This window comes from Streptomyces sp. NPDC051563 (assembly GCF_044454225.1).
Classification (GTDB): domain Bacteria; phylum Actinomycetota; class Actinomycetes; order Streptomycetales; family Streptomycetaceae; genus Streptomyces.
The window spans coordinates 31,139-45,986 of record NZ_JBITDL010000022.1; the positions used below are offsets into that span (position 1 = coordinate 31,139).

At 73.3% G+C, this 14,848-nt stretch carries 16 protein-coding genes and 2 tRNA genes; 11 read left to right on the forward strand and 7 right to left on the reverse strand.

All coding sequences use genetic code 11. The annotated features are described in order from the left end of the window. Positions 1-21: 21 nt before the first annotated feature. The gene (locus tag ACIA8F_RS25440) at positions 22-846 is read left to right on the forward strand and encodes a GNAT family N-acetyltransferase (RefSeq protein WP_399382092.1); all 825 of its coding nucleotides are present in this window, start codon (positions 22-24) and stop codon (positions 844-846) included. 15 nt (positions 847-861) lie between these two features. Here the strand turns inward: ACIA8F_RS25440 and ACIA8F_RS25445 are convergent, their stop codons facing one another. Further along, entirely contained in the window at positions 862-1,359 is a 498-nt protein-coding gene (locus tag ACIA8F_RS25445; protein ID WP_399382094.1) for a DsbA family protein, read from the reverse strand. Between the two features lie 200 nt (positions 1,360-1,559). Here ACIA8F_RS25445 and ACIA8F_RS25450 point away from each other — a divergent pair, with 200 nt between their 5' ends. Further along, on the forward strand, positions 1,560-2,009 hold the full coding sequence (locus ACIA8F_RS25450) for a hypothetical protein (RefSeq protein WP_399382096.1): 450 nt from the start codon (positions 1,560-1,562) through the stop codon (positions 2,007-2,009). 159 nt (positions 2,010-2,168) lie between these two features. Continuing rightward, a complete protein-coding gene (locus ACIA8F_RS25455) occupies positions 2,169-2,342 on the forward strand; it encodes a hypothetical protein (RefSeq protein ID WP_383955000.1) in 174 nt (57 codons plus the stop codon). Here ACIA8F_RS25455 and ACIA8F_RS25460 read toward each other — a convergent pair. Both ACIA8F_RS25460 and ACIA8F_RS25465 read right to left on the reverse strand, forming a co-directional pair. After that, positions 2,283-2,909: a CGNR zinc finger domain-containing protein gene (locus ACIA8F_RS25460; protein WP_399382099.1), complete on the reverse strand. Its 627-nt coding sequence runs from the start codon at positions 2,907-2,909 to the stop codon at positions 2,283-2,285. The two genes, ACIA8F_RS25455 and ACIA8F_RS25460, sit on opposite strands and share 60 nt — an antisense overlap. Positions 2,910-3,139: 230 nt before the next feature. Beyond that, positions 3,140-3,553, reverse strand: a complete 414-nt coding sequence (locus tag ACIA8F_RS25465; protein ID WP_030011909.1) for an SsgA family sporulation/cell division regulator — start codon at positions 3,551-3,553, stop codon at positions 3,140-3,142. A gap of 177 nt (positions 3,554-3,730) precedes the next feature. On the opposite strand from ACIA8F_RS25465, the gene ACIA8F_RS25470 reads away from it, so the two are divergent. After that, complete coding sequence (locus tag ACIA8F_RS25470; protein ID WP_399382100.1) at positions 3,731-4,213, forward strand: TIGR02611 family protein; 483 nt, start codon at positions 3,731-3,733, stop codon at positions 4,211-4,213. A gap of 58 nt (positions 4,214-4,271) precedes the next feature. Further along, positions 4,272-4,343 (forward strand) — tRNA-Val (locus tag ACIA8F_RS25475). A gap of 96 nt (positions 4,344-4,439) precedes the next feature. Here the strand turns inward: ACIA8F_RS25475 and ACIA8F_RS25480 are convergent. Further along, positions 4,440-7,016: an SCO7613 C-terminal domain-containing membrane protein gene (locus ACIA8F_RS25480; protein ID WP_399382102.1), complete on the reverse strand. Its 2,577-nt coding sequence runs from the start codon at positions 7,014-7,016 to the stop codon at positions 4,440-4,442. 114 nt (positions 7,017-7,130) lie between these two features. On the opposite strand from ACIA8F_RS25480, the gene ACIA8F_RS25485 reads away from it, so the two are divergent. Further along, entirely contained in the window at positions 7,131-7,676 is a 546-nt protein-coding gene (locus tag ACIA8F_RS25485) for an SRPBCC family protein (protein ID WP_399382104.1), read from the forward strand. Between the two features lie 38 nt (positions 7,677-7,714). Then, positions 7,715-7,786, forward strand: a tRNA-Val gene (locus ACIA8F_RS25490). Positions 7,787-7,865: 79 nt separating this feature from the next. Here ACIA8F_RS25490 and ACIA8F_RS25495 read toward each other — a convergent pair. Beyond that, positions 7,866-8,591: a 3'-5' exonuclease gene (locus tag ACIA8F_RS25495; protein WP_399382106.1), complete on the reverse strand. Its 726-nt coding sequence runs from the start codon at positions 8,589-8,591 to the stop codon at positions 7,866-7,868. Between the two features lie 256 nt (positions 8,592-8,847). Here ACIA8F_RS25495 and ACIA8F_RS25500 point away from each other — a divergent pair, with 256 nt between their 5' ends. Together ACIA8F_RS25500 and ACIA8F_RS25505 are read left to right on the forward strand one after the other, a co-directional pair. Further along, on the forward strand, positions 8,848-9,438 hold the full coding sequence (locus tag ACIA8F_RS25500; protein ID WP_399382108.1) for a DUF4365 domain-containing protein: 591 nt from the start codon (positions 8,848-8,850) through the stop codon (positions 9,436-9,438). After that, complete coding sequence (locus tag ACIA8F_RS25505) at positions 9,438-10,658, forward strand: hypothetical protein (protein WP_399382110.1); 1,221 nt, start codon at positions 9,438-9,440, stop codon at positions 10,656-10,658. The genes ACIA8F_RS25500 and ACIA8F_RS25505 overlap by 1 nt, the downstream gene beginning before the upstream one ends. A 33-nt stretch (positions 10,659-10,691) precedes the next feature. On the opposite strand, the gene ACIA8F_RS25510 is transcribed toward ACIA8F_RS25505, so the two are convergent. Further along, on the reverse strand, positions 10,692-11,315 hold the full coding sequence (locus ACIA8F_RS25510) for a histidine phosphatase family protein (protein ID WP_399382112.1): 624 nt from the start codon (positions 11,313-11,315) through the stop codon (positions 10,692-10,694). Between the two features lie 171 nt (positions 11,316-11,486). Between ACIA8F_RS25510 and thrS the strand changes: the two genes are divergently transcribed. Further along, positions 11,487-13,463: a threonine--tRNA ligase gene (thrS, locus tag ACIA8F_RS25515; protein ID WP_399382114.1), complete on the forward strand. Its 1,977-nt coding sequence runs from the start codon at positions 11,487-11,489 to the stop codon at positions 13,461-13,463. Positions 13,464-13,513: 50 nt separating this feature from the next. Here the strand turns inward: thrS and ACIA8F_RS25520 are convergent, their stop codons facing one another. Continuing rightward, positions 13,514-14,179 carry a potassium channel family protein gene (locus ACIA8F_RS25520; protein ID WP_399382116.1) on the reverse strand — a complete coding sequence of 222 codons (666 nt, stop codon included), beginning with the start codon at positions 14,177-14,179 and terminating at the stop codon, positions 13,514-13,516. A 67-nt stretch (positions 14,180-14,246) separates the two neighbouring features. Between ACIA8F_RS25520 and ACIA8F_RS25525 the strand changes: the two genes are divergently transcribed. Beyond that, positions 14,247-14,807, forward strand: coding sequence for an HIT domain-containing protein (locus tag ACIA8F_RS25525; protein ID WP_266876549.1), 561 nt, complete (start codon positions 14,247-14,249; stop codon positions 14,805-14,807). Positions 14,808-14,848: the final 41 nt, after the last annotated feature.

Genomic DNA, 14,848 nt, shown 5'->3' on the forward strand with positions numbered 1-14,848 from the left:
AGGGCGGGTAGAACTCGACTGATGACCACCACCCTGCGGCCGAGCGGGCCGCTTCAGCAGAGCACCGGCGGGGCGCGCTCGCGCCCGTACGAGATCCGCGTCAACAGCAGACGCGTCGGCGCCCTGCTGCTCGCCGCCGACACCCCCTTCGGGCCGACGGTCGCCGAGATCCGCGACCTCGCCGTCGAGGAGCCCGACCGCCGGCGCGGCCGGGCCACGGTGGCCGCGCTCGCCGCCGAGGAAGTACTGCGCGGCTGGGGCTGCCGCCGGGTCCGGATCTCGGTCCCGGCCGGCTCGGCGGGCGGTCTGCGGCTGGCCGGCGCCCTCGGGTACGCCGAGTACAGCCGCAACATGGCCAAGGAGCTCCCGGCCGAGCCGCCCGCCCTGTCCGAGGGGGTGGCCGGCCGGCCCATGACGGAAGCCGAGTTCGAGGGCTGGCACGCGCAGGCCCTGGAGAGCTACGCGCAGGGCTGGGTCAGCCGCGGCATGCCGGCCGGGGCCGCACGGACGAAGTCGGTCAACGACCACGCGTCCATGCTCCCGCAGGGGCTGGCCACCCCGGGCGTCAGCTTCTCCGTGCTGGAGGCGGCCGGCGTCCCCGTGGGCACGGTGTGGGTCGCGCCGAACGGCGGGGACTCGTACGTCTACGACGTCGCGGTCGCCGAGGAGCACCGGGGCCGCGGCCACGGCCGGGACCTGATGTTCCTCGCCGAAGGCACCGCCCTCGCCGCGGGCCACCGGGTGCTCGCCCTGCACGTCTTCACCGACAACGTCCCGGCCGTGCGGCTCTACGAGTCCCTCGGCTACCGGACGACCGACGTCAACTACGCCAAGGACCTGATCTAAAGGGCGTCTTGCCGGTCAGGCCGCGCCGAGCAGGCGGTCGGCGATCTCCTCGATGCGCTCGCGCAGGCCCTTCTGGCTCTTGCCGCCGTCGAGGCGCTCGCCGTCGATCACGTACGTCGGGGTGCCGGTCACGCCGATCGCCTTGCCCTCGGCCTGGTCGGCGTCCACGATCAGGATGTGCCGGCCGTCGATCAGGGCGGTGTCGAACTCCTCGGCGTCCAGGCCCAGTTCACGCGCGACCTCGACGAGCACCGGTTCGCCGGCCTTGCCGAGTTCCGCGGTGCGGGCCAGGACGGCCTCCACGTAGGGCCAGCCCTGCCCCTGCTCGGCGGCCTCCTCGGCTGCCTGCGCGGCGGCGAAGGAGTGCTTGTGCTTCTCCAGCGGGAAGTGGCGCAGCCGGATGTCCAGCCGGTCGCCGTAGCGGGCCCGCAGGGCGCGCACGTCGTCCAGGGCGCTGTGGCAGTCCGGGCACTGAAGTTCGCACCAGACGTCGAGGATCACGGAATCGGTCATACGGACAGTCTCCCAGCCCGCGGGGACGCGCACGGACCGGGACCTGGGGAGGAGGCGGGACCCGGAGATGTCCCGGAGATCCGCCCGCGGAGGGCTCCGGCCGTGGCCAGGGCGAGGGTCGCCGGTGCAGGATGGATGGGGACAGAACGCCCGGCCCGCCGGCCGGGTCCGACCGACCGAACCGCCCCTGGAGGCCCCGCATGCTCGCCGAGACCATTTGCTCCGCGGTGTCCGCGGCGGGCCTGGGCATCGCCGCGCTGACCGCCTACCGCAAGCGATTCCTCGCGGCCACGCGGATCGCGGCGTACTCGCTGGTGCCCGTCGGCCTGGTGATGACGGGCGTCGTGGCGTGGGCGACCGGGATCGTCTTCAAGCCGACCGTCTGGGCCGGCTTCGCCGTCCTGGGACTGGCCTGGCTGCTCTTCGTGACCACCCGCGCGATAGAGCGGCGCGGGGCGGGCGCGGCGGAGGGGGAGGGGAGGCGGAAGCCGCCGAAGGCCGCCAAGGGCCGCCCGGCCCGGGAGGCCGTCGCCCCGGCCGCATCCGCGCCCTCGCTCGGTGACGGTGCCCGCCCGCGGCAGGCCCCGGCGGCCGCCCCCGCCGAGGACTTCTCCGACATCGAGGCGATCCTCAAGAAGCACGGCATCTGATCCGGCGGGACCCTGTTGCACGGCCCGGTGCCTCGCGGCAGGCGATCGCGGTGATCGGGGCCGGGAACCACCTGATCTGACGGGATCCGGTGAACTCGGGCGTGCCGTCTGGCGTGTTGAGGGGTGCGGGCGGGCCCGTTGGGCCATCATCGCCCCGACATGCCCGACACAACATCGGGTGAGCCCGCCGTTCCCGCGCCGGCCACCGTCCCCGTCGCCGAGGAGCCGAGAGGCTGCCTCTTCGCGCTCTCCCAGCCGCCCCTGATGATCTTCCTAGGCGTGATCGGCGGCCTGCTGCTGCTCGCCGCCGTGCACGATCTCTTCCTGCTCTGAGCCCGGCTCCGCGCCCAGCTCCGATTTGCGCCGGGCCCGGTACGCCGCCACGTGCAGCCGGTTCCCGCAGGTACGGCTGTCGCAGTAGCGCCGGGAGCGGTTGCGGGACAGGTCGACGAAGGCCCTGCGGCAGTCCGGGGCCTCGCAGCGCCGTAGCCGCTCCTGCTCGCCCGAGACCACGATGAAGGCCAGCGCCATGCCGCCGTCGGCCGCCAGGTGATCGCCCACCGAGGCGCCCGGGGCGAAGTAGTGCACGTGCCAGTCGTAGCCGTCGTGGTTGGTCAGCTGCGGGGTGGTGCCGGCGGTCGCGACCAGCTCGTTGATCAGCACGGAGGCCGCGCGCGAGGTGGGCGCCGCGAAGACCTGGGCGAACTTGCCGCGGACGGTGCGCACACCGGCGAGATCGCGGGCGCTGAGCTCGCCGACGTCGCTGATCGCGTACTCGTGGACGAAGCCGCGCAGCGCGTTCACGTCCGCCAGGCCGTCGGACTGCTCGGTCTCGGCCGAGGTGTTCACCAGCGCGACGACGACGTCGAGCGCGCGACGGGTGTCGTGGGGGATCTGCACGGGGTCTCCCTGAAGGGCCGGGCCTGCGGTGACGGTCTGCTGCCGCCGCTGGTGGCCGACTCTAGCGGGTCACCCCACAGCGCACCGGCGCCGTCCACGCGGGTGGCTTCCGCATGAACAGCGCCGGCACTTCCGTATGTGGTTGTCCGCCGTGCACCGTCGCCCCGAGTCGGACGGTGTCGTACGGCCCCCGGGCTCAGCCGGGGGAAGGTTCCCTCTGTAGGCCTGGCTCAGGATTCGGCCAGGATGTGGGAGAGCTCCTTGTCGAGGTCGAAGTGCCGGTGCTCGGTCCCGGGTGGGACCGCGGCGTCCGTCCGCTTGAGGAACGACTCCAGTGCTCGGGCGGGTGCTTCGAGCAGTGCTTCTCCCTCCGGTGAGCTCAGGGCGATGCAGACGACCCCCTGACCGTGGCTACGGGACGGCCAGACACGGACGTCGCCGGTACCGGTGGGCCGGTGAAGACCCTCGGCGAGGAGGTCGCGGGCGAATACCCACTCGACCGTCTCCTCGGCGCCGGTGTGGAAGGTGGCGTGCACGGCGTAGGGATCGGCCGTGTCATACCGCAGGCCCGCGGGAACAGGCAGTGAGGACTCGCTCGACACAACGAGGCGCAGGTGCAGCTCGCAGCTGACCGTGGTGTTCATAAGCGCCAGGGCCTTTCGCTCAGTGTGCGCTCGGGGATTCGCACGTCGGCGAAATCGACATGCCACCTACGGTGCCGTTGTAAACCCCTCTGACCGTTTTGCGGACCTCTGGGTCCCTCGAACGGCGGATCCAAACCATCATTCACGTGTGCTGAGACCTCCGGTAGATTCGAGCCCATGAACACGGGGAGTGACCGCGAGACCAACGAGTCCGCAGCCGAGTCCGCAGCCGAATCCGCCGCCGCACCGGCAGCGGGATCCACGGCCGAATCCGCCGCCGAGGAGGCGCCGCACGTCTCCAAGGCTCCGGACTTCATCAAGGCCCGCCGGACCCTGCACCTGAGCTGGCAGGTCGGCGTCTTCATCGTCGGCCTCGCCGTCATCGGCGCCGGTATCGCCATGCTGGTGCTGCCCGGCCCGGGCTGGGTCGCGATCTTCGCGGGCCTCGCGATCTGGGCCACCGAATTCGCCTGGGCCCACTTCGCGCTGCGCTGGACCAAGCGCAAGGTCAGCGAAGCCGCCCAGAAGGCCCTGGACCCGAAGGTCCGCCGCCGCAACCTCATCCTGACCGGCATCGGGCTCGTGATCGCGGGCGCCCTCATCGGCTTCTACCTGTGGAAGTACGGGCTCGTCCTGCCCTGGCACCTCAAGGACCAGTGAGCCCGTCCGGCCATGGCGGAGAGCACCGCTGACATGCGGTAATGTTTGCGGTGCGTCCGGGCGATTAGCTCAGTGGGAGAGCACTTCGTTCACACCGAAGGGGTCACTGGTTCGAACCCAGTATCGCCCACCCGGACCAGAGGCCCGGAGACTTCACCGTCTCCGGGCCTCTGGCGTTCCAGCCGTACTTTTTCACCCGTGCGGCCCCGGCTCCGGCCCCGCCGGGCTACCTCAGCCGGCCGATGGCCTCCCGCAGCCGGCGGGCATCGCGCAGCCGCTTCTCGTAGGTGGCCCCCACCGCCAGCAGCAGCACCCCCGCCAGGGCCGGCGGCAGCCAGCGCGGCAGCGCGTCCACCACCTGGACGACGTACGGGGTCAGCTCGTGCAGGGCCACCGCCGCCAGCGCCGCCCCGCCCAGCAGCAGCGGCGCCCGGAGCCGGCCGCGGGCGCCGGCCAGGGTCACCCCGAGCGCGGCCGTCCCCAGCAGCAGCGGCCGCAGCCAGTGCGGGTCGCCCCACACCGCGAGGGTGCTCGGCAGCAGGGTCGCCGCCAGGCCCGGCCCGTAGGCCGTCCAGGACCCGGCCAGCGGGTCGCGGCGCCGCCGCAGGAACCCCACGGCCAGCGCCGCCGCCGTCACCGGCAGGGTGTACGCCTCGGGCACCGTCACCTCCGAAGCCGCCAGCCGCACCCAGGTCGCCGCGAGGAACAGCACCCCGGCGGGCCAGCCGGCCGCCGAGCGGCGCTCGGGCCGCACCGCCGCCCCCGCGCACACCACCCCGGCCAGGGCCAGGACCAGGGCCAGCACCGGGGCGTCCCCGGCGGCCAGGGCCGGCGCGAGGAGCCCCGAGGCGGCCGCGGCCACCTCGGCCGGGACCCGTACGGAGCCCAGCCGAGGCCCGAGCGCCGCCACCGCCGCCGGGACCACCAGCACCGGCGGCGCCCACCAGGCCACCGGCCACTCCAGCAGGGCGCCCAGCGCCACCGCGAGCAGCGCGGCGTACCCGACGGCGAGCGCCGCGGCCCCCGCGCGGACCCACGCCGGGGCGGGCCGGTACGCCGCTCCCGCCGCACCGGCGGCCCCCAGCAGGCCGAGCACCCCGAAGGTCGCCAGCCGGCCGTCCAGGGCGGCCACGGACACGTTCAGGGCCCCCACCAGGGCGCACAGCCCGGCGGCGATGCCGGTGATTCCCGTGATCCCCGTGATCCCCGCGAGGCCGCGGCCGGTGGCCGCGGTGGATCCGGAGCCCGCAGGGCCGATGCCACCGCCGGGGCCGCCGTCGGCGCCGGGCGCGGATCCGGAGTCTGCGGGGCCGATGCCACCGCCCTGCGCGGATCCGGAGCCCGCAGGGCCGCCGTCGCCCACGGGCGCGGTCCCGGCGGGCGCCTGTGCGGCCTTCGCGGGGGCATCGGCGGCCGACGGCCGCGCCGTGGAGCGCAGCGCGAGGAGTCCCGTGGCCAGGGTCACCGCGAGCTGGGCCGCGAACACCGGGCCCGGGGCGCCGCCGAGCACCACCGGGGCCGTGAACAGCGCCGCCCAGGCCAGGACCACGGCCGCCGCCCCCGGCTCCGGGCGTCCCGGGAGCACCCGGACCAGCCACCACGCGGCTCCGGCCGTCAGCAGCAGACCCACCACCGGAGCGAGCCCCGGGCCGTCGGCTGCCGCCGGAGCGGGCGTCGTCACGGACCAGACCTCCTCCAGCACCCGCAGCCGGCCCACCAGCACCGTCGCCACCCACGCCAGGGAGACCACCGCCTGCAGGACGGCCACCCCCGCACCGGCCAGGGCCAGGCCGCGCCGGACCGGCTCCGGGAGCGCGGGCACCCGTAGGGCCCCCAGCAGGGGCAGGGCCACGGCGAGGTACACGACCGCCGCCCAGGAAGGGCTCAGCTCCGGCCGGAACGGGCCGGCCACCGCCGCCACCGCGGCGACGCCGCCCGCCGCGGCGAAGGCGGTCCGCGGACCGGAAGCCCGCCACGCCACCACCAGGGCGAGCGCCGCCACCGCCGCCAGCCGCGCCGAGGGCGCCAGGGCCGCGCCCGCCGATTGCGCCGCCGCGGACTCGGCCAGACCCGTCAGCAGCGCGGCCCCGCCCGTCACCGCGCCCGCCGCCCCCGCCCAGCGGGACCAGCGCCCCGGCCGCAGCAGCACGAGCCCCGCGTCCAGCGCCGCCGTCCCCAGCAGGGCCCAGCCCATGTCCCGCCCTGCCGACCCGGCCGCCGCCGCCAGCGGCAGCGGGAGCTGCGCCGTCAGCAGGGCCGCGGGGACCGGGATCCGCAGCGCGGGCAGGGAACGCCCGTAGCCGGCCCACACCGCCGCCAGCACCGCGGCGGCAGCGGCCGCGTACGCAGTGCCGTCCACCTCGGGCATGCCGACGGCGTACAGCGCGTACGCGTCCAGCACCGTCAGCAGCAGACCGACGGCGGCCACCGCCTCGGCGGTCGAGCGCAGCCCCCGGCGCAGCAGCACCACCGGGGCGCCCAGCGCCGCGGCCGTCACCACGCCGAGCACCGCGCTGCGCCCGGCGATCCCCAGGGAGCCCCAGCTGACCAGCGTGAACGCCAGTGCCGCGACCGCCAGCAGTACGGCGCCCAGGACCAGCAGCACGTTCTGCGCACTGGGAGCCGAGGCCTCCGCACCCTGCGCGGGCACCGGCGGACGGGCCTGCGCACCCCACGCTCGGGGCGCCTGGGCGCCGAGCAGCCAGGCACGCCGGCTCAGCAGGAAGTGGCGCCGGGCGTCGAGTTGGACCAGTTCGCGGTCGATGAGCACGAGCTCCTCGGCCGGGGGCAGCGGGTTGTTCATGGTTCGGAGTGTGGCGCCCGTCACCCCGTCAGGACATGGGTGCGCGTACTCATCTCCGGGTGAGTTCGGGCTGAGTACCCGATGGGCGTCCGCGCCGCGCGCAAGACTGGAGGCATGGACCGAAGCAGCCGTACCGGCAGCCCCGGCGCCGCACGGGGCGGCCGCCCCGTCGCCCCTGCCGCCCCCGCCAACCCCGCCGACCGGTGGACCCGTTACCGCTTCCGCAGCGTGTGGGACCTCGACGCCGCACCCGCCCGGGTCTACGCCGTCTTGGAGCGCCCCGAGTCCTATCCCCTGTGGTGGCCCCAGATCCGCGCGGTCGCCCCCGCCGCGGACGGGAGCAGCGGCACCGCCTTCATCCGCTCCGCCCTCCCGTACACCCTGCGCGTGAGCGCGGCCGAACTCCTGCGGGACCCCGTGCGCGGCATCCTGGAGGTCGCCCTGCTCGGCGACCTGGAGGGCTGGGCACGCTGGACCGTGCGCCCGCGGCCCGGCGGAACGCGGGCCCTGTACGAGCAGGAGGTCGAGGTGCGCCGCCCCCTGATGCGGCTGCTCGCCTTCCCCGGACGGCCGGTGTTCCGGCTCAACCACACCCTGATGATGCGGGCCGGGAGGCGCGGTCTCGCCGCCCATCTGGCGGGCCGGCCGGAAGCGGTTTGAACCAGCCCCGAGCCTTCTGTATTGTTCACACCGTTCCCGGGCGATTAGCTCAGCGGGAGAGCACTTCGTTCACACCGAAGGGGTCACTGGTTCGATCCCAGTATCGCCCACCGGGACAGGCCGGTCCGTCTTATGACGGACCGGCCTTCCGCATGTACGGGCCCTTCGCGGCGTACGGGTACGGACTCCTCACGCCGCCGCGGGCAGCTCCGGCCGCAGCGGCCAGTGCGGATCCACCGACTCCGGTGTGCCCTGCCGGGCGAACCAGGCCTGGAGCCCCCGCGCCTGCGCCGCGTGCCACACCTGCTGGAGCGTGTGCAGCTCCGCCGGCGAGAGCCGCTCCAGCCGGGCCGCGAACCTGCGCCCCACGGCCCGGACGAGCTCCAGGGACGCCAGCGCGTCCGCGCCCGCGTCGTGGGCCCCCTCCAGCTCTATCCCGTAGTGCGCGCACAGGTCCGTGAGCGTCCGGCGCCCCTTGCGGTACCGGTCCAGGTGCTTGTCCAGCACCCGCGGATCCAGCACCGTCAGCGGCCGGTTGTCCAGGTACCGGGACAGCGAAGACGCCCGGTGGCGGCGCAACTCCCGGTCCAGCAGCGTCAGATCGAACGGTGCGTTCATCACCACCACCGGCCGGCCCGCCACCTGCTGCTCCCCGAGCGCGCGGGCTATCTCCTCCACCACCGGCGCGGGCCACCGGCCGTTGCGCTGAAGGTGCTCATCGGTCAGACCGTGCACTTCCGTGGCCCCCGGGGGTACCGGGATGCCGGGATTGACCAGCCAGCGCGTCGAACGGATCCGGCCGCCCGCGCACTCCTGCACGATGAGCGCGGCGGACACGATCCGGTCGCGCTCCACGTCCACCCCGGTCGTCTCCGTGTCGAATGCGGCCAGCGGGCCCTCGTACCAGCGTGTCATGGCGAACTCCTCGTCACCCGTCGGCAGATGGCCCCTCCCGGGCATCGCGCCCCAGGTCCCGCCATCCTTGCCCCGAAACGGTGATACCCGGGCCGTTTGCCCCGTACGCCGTTTGCGGGACTCCTCCTGCGGAGACAACTCAGGTGGGGGACCGCACACATGACCGGTCGTCAACCCCGACACCCTGACACGCACCCGACGCGGCCCGGCACGGCCGCCTCGAACGGGACAGCCCGGAAGGCATGGGGAGCCGGCCATGGCGCTCGCGCAGCCCGAACCGGGCGGGGTGCTCGCGGGGCAGATCGATCCGCGGACCGACCCGCGGAGCGGACCGCTGCGCGGCACGCTCGCCACCACCGCCTGCATGGAGACCCTCCAGGTGGGATACCTGCACGCCGTCGTCGCCGCGGCGGGCTGCTCGCTGTCCCAGCCCTTTCCCGACAACGGCATCGACTGGCACGTCAGCCACGGCGCCCCCGAGCACGTCATCGACGACGAAGTGACCATCAAGATCCAGCTCAAGGCGACCTACCAGATACCGCCCAGACCGGCCGGACCCAGCTTCGGCTTCACCCTCGACAACGAGCACCTGGTCAAGCTGGCCCGCTCCCCGGTCGCCGTGCACAAGATCCTCGTCGTGATGCTCGTCCCGCGGGAACGCGACCAATGGCTGAGCGCCGGACACGACCGGCTCGACCTGCGGCACTGCTGCTACTGGACCAATCTCGCCGGGCACCCCGTGACCGGCCGGCGCCGGACCACCGTACGGATCCCGACCACGCGGATCTTCGACGACCGGGCGCTCTGCGAGATCATGACCCGGGTCGGGTCGGGAGGGACACCCTGATGAACTGGCAGTCACCGCACCTGGAGCCGCTCTCCGCACCGGAGTTCGCCGCGCAGGCCCCCGATCCCGCGCAGGTCGATCCGCTCGTGCTGGGCGCCCTCCTGCACCGGCACGGCTGGCTGCGCCGCGGCGGCGCCGCCGGGCGGTACGGGCGCTGGACGCCGCCCGCCCCGTACGGCACGGGCAGCGGCGGCACCAGCCTCCTCGTCCCCGAGAGCCGGGCCTTCCCCGACTGCGCCGACCTGCTCGAAGAGGCGCTCACCGCCCTCTCGCGCAGCTCACTGCCGTCGGCGCGCGAGGTGCTGTACGGGCTCAGCGTGCCGAGCGACGAGATCCGCTGGGAGCGCGAGATCCCGCGCGGGGCGTACGGGCTCCGGGGCGAGGCCGACTGGACGGTCCAGGAACAGCTCCGCTCGGCCGCCCGCCAGCTGCTCCTCGCCGGGGCGCTGGCCGACCGGGCGCGGGCCGGGTACTACGGAGCCCGGCACCGCGGCCAGGCGGAGCGGGCGCTGGACGGGATCCTGGTCGGGCCGGCTCCGGGCGGCCGGCGGCTGACCGCGTACGTCCCCGTCGACGGGGGCCGGGGCACCGTGATCCGGCTGCACCACGCGCTGCACGCCGCCCGGGAGGCCGTGGACTACCAGCGCGCCACCGGCGGCATGGAAGCCTTCGACGCGGCGGTCGAGGCCGGGGTCAGCCGGGAGCTCGCCGAGGCGCTGATCTCGCTGGTCCGCGGCTCGGAGGGGGCCCGGGTGGCCCTCGCGTGGGCCCCGGCGGCAGGGGTCCCCGCGGGGTGCGCGGCCCGGCCGGAGCCGGTGGAGTTCTCGCCCGGCGACCTCCCCGTGCTCCGGGACGCGGCCGCGCGGTACACGAGGGACGAACCCGCGGTGCCGGTCAGGGTCGCGGGAGCGGTGGTCCGGATGCGCAGGTCCGCCCCGGGTGGTGGGGGCACGGTCCGGCTGCGGGTCCTGGCCGGGGCGGAGATCCCGTACGTCCGGATCGTGCTCGACGAGGAGTCGTACCGGGTGGCGGGCCACGCGCACCTGGTCGGACTCCCGATCCGGGTCAGCGGCCGGCTCCAGCGACGGGGCGGCTTCCGCCGTCTGACGGATGCGGCGGACGTCCGTCCGGTCCCGCTGGACGAGGTCGAGCGGGACCGGCTGATGAAGACCCTGGACGAGTCCCTCGACGCGGGGGACGTGCTGCCGTCGGACGACTAGGCCGTCTCTTTCGGATCTTGCCGGGCGGCCGCGCTAGACGTGCAGCTCGGCGGGGAAGCCCGTCCAGCACAGCTCCGGGGGCAGGTGCCGCATGTCGTTGGAGACGAGGACGGAGGCGGGCCGGTCCGGTGCGTACCGGATGACGGTGAGGGCGGCGTTGGCCTGGTTGAGGCCGAGCCAGCGCCACCGCGGGGCGTCCATGGCCTCCCGGACGAGCCAGGAGACCAGGAAGGCGTGGGTCACGACCAGCTCGTGCCGGTCCTCCCCGCCGTCCACCGGCCCGGTGAACAGGTCCAGCGCCCGCCGGGCCAGCGCCGGTCCCTGCTGCCGTTCCTCCTCGGTGACACCGGAGAGGAAGCGGAGGAAGAGGTCCGCGGAATCCGCCGGGAGCTCCTCGCGCGCCGGTACGTGCGGAACGTAGTCGCCGGCCACGTCCGAGGAGTGCAGGGGGACGTCCTCCAGCTGCTCGCCGATCAGGCGCGCGGTCTGTTCCGCCCGGGGGAGCGGGCCGTGGTGCACGGCCGCGAGCGGGACCGCGCGCAGCCGACGGCCGAGCAGCACGGCCTGGCGCCGGCCGCTCTCGGTCAGCCCACCCTCCTCCGAGACCGCCTCGCCGTGCCGCACCAGATAGAGGTGACGGGTGGCCGTACCGGTCATCACATGCTCCTCCGCACCATCAAAAGATCTTGTGCATCCGGGGACGCCGCCACCTCCCGCGGCGGTTCCTCCGCCCCCGGCGGTAACCGTTTAGCGGCGCGGCCCATCCGCTCGGTACGATTCAGACGCGCAGTGATCCGCTCGCGCACCCCCTGAGTCAGGAGCAGACCGGTGTCAGACGTCCGTGTGATCATCCAACGCGATTCCGAGCGGGACGAGCGCGTGGTGGCCACGGGCACTACGGCGGCAGAGCTCTTCGCCGGCGAGCGCACCATCGTCGCCGCGCGCATCGCGGGCGAGCTGAAGGACCTCGCGTACGAGGTGAAGGACGGCGAGACCGTCGAGCCCGTGGAGATCTCCTCTCCGGACGGCCTCGACATCCTGCGCCACTCCACCGCGCACGTCATGGCCCAGGCCGTGCAGGAGCTGTTCCCCGAGGCCAAGCTGGGCATCGGCCCGCCGGTCCGGGACGGCTTCTACTACGACTTCGACGTCGCGAAGCCCTTCACCCCCGATGACCTCAAGGCCATCGAGAAGAAGATGCAGGAGATCCAGAAGCGCGGCCAGCGCTTCGCCCGCCGCGTCGTCACCGACGAGGCGGCCCGCGAGGAGCTCGCGAACGAGCCCTACAAGCTGGAACTCATCGGCATCAAGGGTTCGGCCTCGACCGACGACGGCGCGAACGTCGAGGTGGGCGGCGGCGAGCTGACCATCTACGACAACTTCGACGCCAAGACCGGCGACCTGTGCTGGAAGGACCTCTGCCGCGGTCCCCACCTGCCCACCACCCGCAACATCCCCGCGTTCAAGCTCATGCGCAACGCCGCCGCCTACTGGCGCGGCAGCGAGAAGAACCCGATGCTCCAGCGCATCTACGGCACCGCGTGGCCGTCGAAGGAGGAGCTGAAGGCCCACCTCGACTTCCTCGTGGAGGCCGAGAAGCGCGACCACCGCAAGCTCGGCACCGAGCTCGACCTGTTCTCCGTACAGGACGAGATCGGCTCCGGCCTGGCCGTCTTCCACCCGCGGGGCGGGGTCATCCGCCGCACCATGGAGGACTACTCGCGCAAGCGGCACGAGGAAGAGGGCTACGAGTTCGTCTACACCCCGCACGCCACCAAGGGCACCCTCTTCGAGAAGAGCGGTCACCTGGACTGGTACGCGGAGGGCATGTACCCCCCCATGCAGCTCGACGGTGGTACCGACTACTACCTCAAGCCCATGAACTGCCCGATGCACAACCTGATCTTCGATGCGCGCGGCCGCTCCTACCGCGAACTGCCGCTGCGCCTCTTCGAGTTCGGCACCGTGTACCGGTACGAGAAGTCCGGCGTGGTGCACGGCCTGACCCGCTCGCGCGGTTTCACCCAGGACGACGCGCACATCTACTGCACCAAGGAGCAGATGGCGGAGGAGCTCGACCGCACGCTGACCTTCGTGCTGAACCTGCTCCGCGACTACGGTCTGACCGACTTCTACCTGGAGCTGTCGACCAAGGACCCGGAGAAGTTCGTCGGCTCGGACGAGGTCTGGGAGGAGGCCACCGCCACCCTTCAGGCGGTCGCCGAGAAGCAGGGCCTGCCCCTGGTGCCGGACCCGGGCGGCGCCGCGTTCTACGGCCCGAAGATCTCGGTCCAGTGCCGTGACGCGATCGGCCGCACCTGGCAGATGTCGACCGTGCAGCTCGACTTCAACCTGCCGGAGCGCTTCAACCTGGAGTACACCGGCCCCGACGGCACCAAGCAGCGGCCGGTCATGATCCACCGTGCGCTGTTCGGTTCCATCGAGCGGTTCTTCGCCGTCCTGCTGGAGCACTACGCGGGCGTCATGCCGCCGTGGCTCGCCCCGGTCCAGGCGGTCGGCATCCCGATCGGCGACTCGCACATCGAGTACCTGCAGGAGTTCGCCGCCGAGGCGAAGAAGAAGGGCCTGCGCGTCGAGGTGGACGCCTCCTCCGACCGCATGCAGAAGAAGATCAGGAACCAGCAGAAGCTGAAGGTCCCCTTCATGATCATCGTCGGTGACGAGGACATGGCCGCGGGCACCGTCTCCTTCCGCTACCGCGACGGTTCGCAGGAGAACGGCGTCCCGCGGGACCAGGCGCTGGCGAAGCTCGTGGACGTCGTGGAGCGCCGCGTCCAGGTGTGACCGCAGTGGCCTCGTGACCGCCGTGCGTCGGCCAGGAGCCCCCGGGGACCTCAGGTCCCCGGGGGCTCCTGCTCGTCCTGGCGGCGGAACACCTGGAGCATCCAGGAGGAGAACGAACCCGTCACCGCGCCCAGCAGCGCCAGGCCGCCCGCCATCATGAAGGCCGCGATGATGCGGCCCATCGGGGTGACCGGTGCCATGTCCCCGTAGCCCACCGTGGTCAGCGTCTCGCACACCCACCACACCGCGTCCCCGAAGGTGTGGATCGTGGCTCCCGGGGCCCGGCGCTCGAAGTGGTAGACCCCGAGCGCGCCCGCGAACCCGAGCAGCCCGGCCGACAGGCCGGCGTACGACATCACCCGCGCGTACAGCCCCTGGCGCGGGCGCTTCTGCCGGGCCTGGATCGCGTCGTGGACCTTGACCATGCGCAGCGGCCGCAGGATCGGCAGCAGCACGATCAGGGTGTCCAGCCAGTGCACGCGGACGAAGCGCAGCGGCCGCATGCGGCTCAGGAACAGCCGGGCCACGTAGTCCACGACGAAGCAGGCCCAGGTCAGTGCGACCACGATGAGGCCGATGTCCCGCCACAGGGGGTGGGCACGGTAGGCCAGTACGGAGACGGCGTAGGCGGCGAGGAAGAGCAGCGAGGCGTAGAACAGCGGCAGCTCCGTCCGGCGCTCCCAGGCCTGGTCACCGGTCTCGGGTGCATGGTTCATGGGGCCAGCATCGCGTCCCGCGCACCGGTGTTCGCCCCGGCGACACGCCGCTCGGGGCCAAGGTCATATGCTGCATCCCATGACGATTGAGCCGGAGCAGCAGATCGGTGTGGGCACGCAGGACGCGTTCCAGCGTCTGTGGACGCCCCACCGGATGGCCTACATCCAGGGGGAGAACAAGCCGACCGGGCCGGAGGCCGGGGACGGCTGTCCCTTCTGCGGGATTCCGGAGATGTCGGACCAGGACGGGCTGGTCGTGGCCCGGGGCGAGCACGTCTACGCCGTGCTGAACCTCTACCCGTACAACGGCGGCCACCTGATGGTCGTGCCGTACCGGCACGTCGCCGACTACACGGACCTGGACGCCGCCGAGACCCTCGAACTCGCCGACCTCACGAAGCGCGCGATGGTCGCGCTCCGCAAGGCCTCCGGCGCGCACGGGTTCAACATCGGCATGAACCAGGGCCAGGCCGCCGGCGCGGGCATCGCCGCGCACCTGCACCAGCACATCGTGCCCCGCTGGGGCGGGGACACGAACTTCATGCCGGTCGTGGGCCACACCAAGGTGCTGCCCCAACTCCTCGCGGACACCCGCCAGATGCTGGCCGACGCCTGGCCCACGGACTAGACCGGACCCGCCCCAGGGCGTCCCGTGCGCACGCCCGCGCG